The following is a 6,312-nucleotide window of genomic DNA, read 5'->3' on the forward strand; positions in this document are numbered from 1 at the left end:
TGCGTCATTTGAGGCCACTTTTTGTCCACGTATGGCCAATTTTTGTCCTTTACTTGAGGACACTATTCGGTAGCTTATGACCAATTTTCGGTCACACTTGACGCACCCCTGCGTCAAAAAACGTGCAACTTGATCGACACCTCAAAGGGCCAGGAACATGACAAAAGCCGTTGCCGCTTCACGATCAGCAACTGGCCAGTGGGTCCAGACGGAGAGAGCTGCGCACGAAGCTTGGGCGGCGCTGATTGGACGCGCTCCGAAAGCCGCTCAGTTGATGCACATCCTGACAGCGCGAGTTGGGCAGCATAACGCTGTCGTGGTCAGCCAAAAAAATCTGATGAAGCTGATGGGGTGCAGTCGCCGCACTGTTCAGCGTGCCCTTGATACCCTGTGTGAAGATCGTTGGGTCGAAGTGCGGCAGATCGGAGAAAACGGCACGGTCAACGCCTACATCATCAATGATCGTGTCGCATGGAGTGGCAAGCGAGACGGTATCCGTTACAGCCTGTTCAGTGCTGCGATTATCCTGTCTTCTGATGAGCAGCCCGATCAAACGCTGCTGGACGAACTGGAGCCTTTGCGCCGGGTGCCATCCCTGTTCCAAGGCGAACGGCAACTGCCCTCGGGAACAGGTCTCCCCCCCATATCGCAGCCTTTTTTTGATGGCATGGAGCCCGATCTTCCCTCGACGGAAGAAGGCGAATGAGGCCGTTCCGCGTTCCGCCCGGAACGGCTAAAATGGTGCACCACAGAACGGCAGGCGTTCCATGTCATTCCTAACCTTATCTCAAGCTGCAAAATCCATCTCAAAAAGCAAATCAACGCTCAACAGAGCCATAAAATCAGGGCGATTGAGTGCAGTCAGAAATGAAGATGGAACATTCTCAATAGACCCCTCAGAACTTGCCAGGGCGTTCCCCCAGAACGCACCGGAACGCGCACCATTGGTGCACCATGAAGCGCATTCGGAACGCCCCGGAACGGAAGAATCCAGCAAAATCGCCATGTTGGAACAGCTTCTTGAAAGAGAGCGCGAAGCTCTTGCCCGCGAACGAGAAGTATCAGCAGATTTGAAAGAGGATCGGGACCGCTGGCGTGCCCAGGCAACCGGCTTGCTATCCGACCTTCGAACAACACAGGAAGAGGATCGGGACAAGTGGAGGCAAAGGATCACAACTCAAGAAACACGCCGCCGCTGGTGGCCATTTTGACCTTTATGCTCGGTATTTCCCTTAGACACCATGTCAGATGTTATAATAAATCATATACATCCGGGGATAAAAAATAAATTCATATGATTTTTATAATCATACAGGGCGAAAATACGGGGGTATCACGTGACATTAACATATGATCTAATAACAGATAAAGACTATGATAATCTCCCTGATGATCCAGAAAGCCAATTTATTACCATTGAGGCGATTTGCCGGCGCAACATGTCGTCAATGATCACCGAGAATACACCTAATACATTCGACACGCTGGTTAGGTTACAATATATGAGCACGGTATTTGCAGCCGCCGCAGAACTAGGATTTCACGGCCTTCCAGATTATGAGAGATTGGATGACCCCACAGATGGGTTTGATAGATTTCTCATGTCTGCAAATAGCCTTGTCACGAAACTTCGCATTCGGAACGCGGGACGTAGCAGCCCTACCTCAGTCAAGCTCACTATAAAAACAAAGCGCCTTATTGAGTATGAAATAGAAAAATTGAAGGACATAATTGAAAATAGCGACTTAGAAGAAAGCAAGAGGAAATCTCTTCTGGGCAAACTAGAAGATTTGATTGAAGAAATTCATCGCCCCCGAGTTAGATTTTCTATAATAATGGCATCCTTGGCCGCCATAGGATTAGGATTAAGCGGAACAGCGTCCTTTCTTGCAGACGCCCCTAGCGCCATTGCGACAATAGCAAGCCTAATAGGCCAAGACAAAGAAGAAGAGAAATTAGTAAAAGAAGTTGTCGCGCAACCATCGCCTAAAGCACTACCCCCTCCCAGCACCAATACGGACAGTGAATATGACGATGAAATTCCATTTTAAAGGATGCTCATTGTGAATCATAAGCAAATTATATTATCTCTTATCATCGCTCCTGGACTCATTGCGGCAGTCTATTTCTTTTCAGCCCCTCCAGATGGCAAATGGAACATTCATACTTCGTTTTTGTGGTCATCTGCAGGAATGTTGTTAGGCTACTATGGATTTGTCTTTTCTCTATATGCATTATTGGAAGTAATGACCTTATCCAATAGGCACTATTTTAAAACAAGATCCCCCGAGTTAAGCAAGCAATTAATTTCCATATCAAGAAAAATGAGCGAGTTTTCTAGCGAGCCCGCAATGGAGATAAGGTCGCAAAGATTCATTTCTGAAATACCAGTTACATTAAGGTCCGCACAACGAATGAAGAACAAAGAAGTAGAAAAACTTGCTAAAGTCGCAGATTCAAATTTTCGCAAACTAATGAATGGGCTCTCAGGAGGATACAGCCGCACCACCACATCTAGCCAAGCTAATGCTTACTGGGACTTGCACCAAAGCCTGTCAGAATTGGCCGATGAGATTACAAACCAAATTAAAGACATGAGGGCTGCGTAATGAGCTACTCCAATGAGCAGTGGCGCAAGGCCATAACTAAGCTTCTTGAGCTAACATCAAACAACAAGATAAGTTGGGAACCAACAGATCTTTATTCTGGTGACGTTTGGTCTGCAGTCGAAAATTCATACGTTGCAAAAAAAGACGATAAAGCATATGTTGTTTCAGAAGTTAATAGAAAGAAGTACGTAGACGAAGAAGAGTTCTATTGGGCTTCTGAATATGTTTTCCATGTATATGAAAAAAATAGCTTTCGCGGATATTTGAAAATTGCCACTGCGCCGGATATCAGCTCGGTAAGCTCCTTGTTTGACGCTGCCCAAGCAAATCACGCCTATACAAGCAACGCACTTGGAGGCCTAATATGAAAATATCTTGTTAAACAAATTTCAGGGCAATTTGCGAATAATCGCATGAGCTGCAATAGTTTGCCAAAGTGAAATTTTAAATAGGTCGAGATAATCGCACGGCAGAAGAAGTTGAATTATACGGGCTCAGGAACGGTCGAATTAGTGGGAAAGCCCATCGTCTCGATTATGGTGATGCTCTTCCCGTTCCCGCAACTGTTCCTGTTCTTTGAGACGTTCGGCATCCTGCACCCGCTGGCGCTCCTCGGCCTGACGACCCTGCTGTAACTCGGCAGCGCGCCCCGCCAGCGCATCCCGATCAATCCCCTGCGCCGCCGCCCGCATGCGTTCGGCCAGACTACGAGCAGGTTCGCGAATGGCATCCCGCTCAGGCTGCCACGCTCGCTGATCTTGGCGGGCCTCCCATGCCGCCCGCATCCGGGCAGCTAGGTCTTGCCCATCACTGATACTGTCTCTTCGGCCCCTGGCATGAGCCAGTCCCCGTTCTGGCACGAGGCGTTCCGCGGCGCGTTCCAGCCAGGAACGCGCCCGCTCGGCCAGCTCCTGCGCCACGCGGGCCACCTCGACAGCCTGTGCCTTCACCTCTCGCCAGACCTGAACGGCCGCAACTTCGATGCCGCGCTCCTTGAGCTGCCACGCCCCTGCGGAAAGCTGCGGTAGCGGCTCGCGGTCCAGCGCGACGGCCCGCACGGTCTCACGCAGCTCCTCGGCCTCGTCGCCACGCTCCCGCGCCTCGGCGGCCAGCTCAAGGGCCTCGTCCCGTTGCGCCTCCAGGGTGCGGTGGTCGATGCGCTCCTCGATGCCGGCGCGTTCGAGGGCGAGATTGGCACCCTGTGCCCATGCCTCCCGCCAGTCTTCGAGAAGCTCGACCTTGTTCCAGTCGCGGTTCTTGGTGGTGAAGCCTTCGGGGTCGATCTCGCGGGTGGTGAGCAGAATATGGGCGTGGTGGTTGCGATCATCGCCGTCGCGCCCCGGCGCGTGCAGGGCGATATCCGCGACCATGCCGCGATCCACGAACTGTTCCTGGGCGAAGTCCCGGACCAGTTCGATCCGCTGCGCATGGGTCAGCTCGGCAGGCAGGGCCACGCGCACCTCGCGGGCCACCTGGCTGTTCTTGCGGGTCTCGGCTTCCTCGACACGGTTCCACAGCTCGGATCGGTTGGAGACCCAATCCGGCGCGTGGTCCGGGGCAAGGATCTCGGTGTGATCGACACCGCCGCGCTTGGCGTAATCGAAGACAAGGCCGGTGCGGCGGTCTTCGATACGCTCCGCCACACGATAGGCAATTGCCGCCGTGGCGCTGCGGCCCTGACTGCGGGAAATCATCGAGGCTCGAAGATGGTAGATTGCCATGTCAGCGCTGCACTCAGCTAAGGGTTCAAGGGAAACGCCAGTGTTCCCTTGCCCACACAAACGCGCAGTGTTTGTATAAGTGGGCACTTCGTGTCTTGCAGCCTATCCTCTCTGCGGCCAGACTTGCAACCATTGAGAGAACTCAGGATTTTAAAATGGCACGCAGCATTGATCAGCAGATTGCCGAGGCGCAGGCGAAGCTGAACCGTCTCAAGAGCAGACAGAAAGCCGCCGATACCAGGCGCAAGATCATCGTCGGGGCGGTTGTCACGACCGAGGCTCTGAAAGACCCCAAGATTGCACGGTGGATGGCAGGCACCTTGCGCAAGAACGTTACCCGCGACGTGGACCTCAAGGAGGTGGCGGGACTGCTCGATGAACTCGACGCCAAGGCCGCTCAGGCAAAAGGGGATCGGGAATGAGCGGCGTCAAAGACCCCTTCGAGATCCTGGCCGATGAAATCACCCTCATCCGCCGCCAGATCGACCAGCTCCAGCGCACAAGCCTCGACAAGACCGAGGCGAAAGCCCTCAACGCCAAGGTCGTGCAAGGCTTGGATGGCATGTCGAAAGTCGGACCCGCCGTCCAGGACCGCATCGAGAATAGCCTTCTCACCGTGGCCACGGACCTCCGCCTGAACGCCATGCACGCCGCCTCCACTGCGGCCCGAGATGCCATCCATGAAGCGCACCGTGAGAGCATGGAAGCTTCCGAACGGCTGCTCAGCGCCGCAGGAGAGGCCCGTAGGCAGGCTTGGCGCTATTTCGGCGGGTTCTGGGTGTGGCTGGCCACTGTGGGCCTCACAGGGGCGCTCCTGGGCGCTCTGGCGGTCTTCTGGCTGCAAGGCCGCGCCGATGCCCATAAGTTCGGCCAGAACCCCGGCATCTTCTGCCGATCGGCAGGGGGCCAGGTCGTGAAGCGCGAGGATGGCGGCAGCTTCTGTGCTTTCTGGATCGACCAGCCGCCCGGACAAGCCGGAAACGAGTGAACCATTACGCTCCGGGCTGGATCGAGACCTTCAGCCCGAGCGCCTTGGCAACCTTCATCACCGTCGAAAGGGTGGGGTTTCCCTGCCCTGACAGCGCCTTGTTCAGGCCTACACGGCTCATGCCCACCTCATGGGCCAGAGCGGTCATGTTCCGGGCGCGGGCGACCACCCCAAGGGCGCGGGCGATGTAGGCAGGATCGTCACCGCCATCTTCCATGACCGCTTCGAGATAGGCCGCGAGATCTTCCTCCGTCTTGAGGTAATCGGCGGAATCGTAGCGGGCGAATTTCTCTTCCGGCATCGCTTATCCCTTCCACTCTTCGGCCAGAATCTTGGCCTGCCTGATGTCCTTGCTCTGCGTGGACTTGTCGCCACCGCACAGCAGGATGATGAGAACTGGCCCCCGCTGGATGAAATACACCCTGTAGCCTGGGCCATAGTTGATCCGCAGTTCCGAAACGCCTTCCCCGACTGGCTGCACGTCGCCGGGATTTCCTGCCGCCATCCTGTCCAGGCGGGCCGCGATCCGGGCCACCGCCCGGCGATCTCGCAAGCCCGAAAGCCATCTGTCGAAGGTCGCACTTCGGATTAACTCGATCATCTGCGAACTATAGTTATCAAATGCCGCCCTGACAACTGAAGTTGTCACTGATCATTCTCAGCAGATCCTGTCAGTGCCAGTCGAGCAGACCTCGCCTGCCGTCTCCCTTCCCCCTGCACCCCCATCCCTCGCGCGCGTCCGCCCGCGGAGTCGTCCACTCGACCCACAAGGGGCCTCGCGTCCGACGGCATTCAAAAACTACACAGCCCGTCCGTTCGGCGGGGGGTCGCCAGCTACCTAGCGGGCGCTCCCCCCCGGCGCGCAAGCGCGCCCGGACTGTGCATTTTTTGCCTGCCTTTTAGATCATAAGAAGGCAAAAAAATAAGTTATTGTTTTTGCTTATTTTTTCAGGGGGGGGTGCGTCATGAGCTATGACGCACCCCTGCGTCATGA

General features: G+C 54.9%; 10 protein-coding genes. 7 read left to right on the plus strand and 3 right to left on the minus strand.

The features are described 5' to 3' along the window. Positions 1-157 precede the first annotated feature (157 nt). The 5 genes from KO490_RS03895 to KO490_RS03915 all read left to right on the plus strand — a co-directional run bounded on the left by KO490_RS03895 (position 158) and on the right by KO490_RS03915 (position 2,977). Positions 158-706 (plus strand): helix-turn-helix domain-containing protein, encoded by a 549-nt coding sequence (locus tag KO490_RS03895; protein ID WP_216018101.1) that lies wholly within the window; start codon positions 158-160, stop codon positions 704-706. Positions 707-767: 61 nt separating this feature from the next. Continuing rightward, a complete protein-coding gene (locus KO490_RS03900; RefSeq protein ID WP_216018102.1) occupies positions 768-1,211 on the plus strand; it encodes a hypothetical protein in 444 nt (147 codons plus the stop codon). A 126-nt stretch (positions 1,212-1,337) separates the two neighbouring features. Continuing rightward, a complete protein-coding gene (locus KO490_RS03905; RefSeq protein WP_216018103.1) occupies positions 1,338-2,051 on the plus strand; it encodes a hypothetical protein in 714 nt (237 codons plus the stop codon). A 12-nt stretch (positions 2,052-2,063) separates the two neighbouring features. Further along, positions 2,064-2,609: a hypothetical protein gene (locus tag KO490_RS03910; RefSeq protein WP_216018104.1), complete on the plus strand. Its 546-nt coding sequence runs from the start codon at positions 2,064-2,066 to the stop codon at positions 2,607-2,609. After that, positions 2,609-2,977 carry a hypothetical protein gene (locus tag KO490_RS03915; RefSeq protein ID WP_216018105.1) on the plus strand — a complete coding sequence of 123 codons (369 nt, stop codon included), beginning with the start codon at positions 2,609-2,611 and terminating at the stop codon, positions 2,975-2,977. The genes KO490_RS03910 and KO490_RS03915 overlap by 1 nt, the downstream gene beginning before the upstream one ends. A gap of 141 nt (positions 2,978-3,118) precedes the next feature. Here KO490_RS03915 and mobQ read toward each other — a convergent pair whose 3' ends face one another. Beyond that, complete coding sequence (gene mobQ, locus KO490_RS03920) at positions 3,119-4,330, minus strand: MobQ family relaxase (protein ID WP_252727007.1); 1,212 nt, start codon at positions 4,328-4,330, stop codon at positions 3,119-3,121. Between the two features lie 155 nt (positions 4,331-4,485). Between mobQ and KO490_RS03925 the strand changes: the two genes are divergently transcribed. Both KO490_RS03925 and KO490_RS03930 read left to right on the plus strand, forming a co-directional pair. Beyond that, positions 4,486-4,752 (plus strand): hypothetical protein, encoded by a 267-nt coding sequence (locus KO490_RS03925; protein WP_216018106.1) that lies wholly within the window; start codon positions 4,486-4,488, stop codon positions 4,750-4,752. Further along, complete coding sequence (locus tag KO490_RS03930) at positions 4,749-5,318, plus strand: hypothetical protein (protein ID WP_216018107.1); 570 nt, start codon at positions 4,749-4,751, stop codon at positions 5,316-5,318. Before KO490_RS03925 ends, KO490_RS03930 begins: the two co-directional genes overlap by 4 nt. A 4-nt stretch (positions 5,319-5,322) precedes the next feature. Here KO490_RS03930 and KO490_RS03935 read toward each other — a convergent pair whose 3' ends face one another. Beyond that, positions 5,323-5,619 (minus strand): addiction module antidote protein, encoded by a 297-nt coding sequence (locus KO490_RS03935; RefSeq protein WP_216018108.1) that lies wholly within the window; start codon positions 5,617-5,619, stop codon positions 5,323-5,325. Positions 5,620-5,622: 3 nt separating this feature from the next. After that, the gene (locus tag KO490_RS03940; RefSeq protein WP_216018109.1) at positions 5,623-5,919 is read right to left on the minus strand and encodes a type II toxin-antitoxin system RelE/ParE family toxin; all 297 of its coding nucleotides are present in this window, start codon (positions 5,917-5,919) and stop codon (positions 5,623-5,625) included. Positions 5,920-6,312: the final 393 nt, after the last annotated feature.

This window comes from Paracoccus sp. C2R09, from assembly GCF_018860625.1.
Classification (GTDB): domain Bacteria; phylum Pseudomonadota; class Alphaproteobacteria; order Rhodobacterales; family Rhodobacteraceae; genus Paracoccus.

What these genes read in the sequence shown, in the direction of transcription:
- KO490_RS03925 (WP_216018106.1), top strand. Translation starts at nt 4,486, where the DNA reads ATGGCACGCAGCATTGATCAGCAGATTGCCGAGGCGCAGGCGAAGCTG.
- mobQ (WP_252727007.1), bottom strand. Translation starts at nt 4,330, where the DNA reads ATGGCAATCTACCATCTTCGAGCCTCGATGATTTCCCGCAGTCAGGGC.
- KO490_RS03940 (WP_216018109.1), bottom strand. Translation starts at nt 5,919, where the DNA reads ATGATCGAGTTAATCCGAAGTGCGACCTTCGACAGATGGCTTTCGGGC.
- KO490_RS03930 (WP_216018107.1), top strand. Translation starts at nt 4,749, where the DNA reads ATGAGCGGCGTCAAAGACCCCTTCGAGATCCTGGCCGATGAAATCACC.
- KO490_RS03935 (WP_216018108.1), bottom strand. Translation starts at nt 5,619, where the DNA reads ATGCCGGAAGAGAAATTCGCCCGCTACGATTCCGCCGATTACCTCAAG.
- KO490_RS03900 (WP_216018102.1), top strand. Translation starts at nt 768, where the DNA reads ATGTCATTCCTAACCTTATCTCAAGCTGCAAAATCCATCTCAAAAAGC.
- KO490_RS03915 (WP_216018105.1), top strand. Translation starts at nt 2,609, where the DNA reads ATGAGCTACTCCAATGAGCAGTGGCGCAAGGCCATAACTAAGCTTCTT.
- KO490_RS03895 (WP_216018101.1), top strand. Translation starts at nt 158, where the DNA reads ATGACAAAAGCCGTTGCCGCTTCACGATCAGCAACTGGCCAGTGGGTC.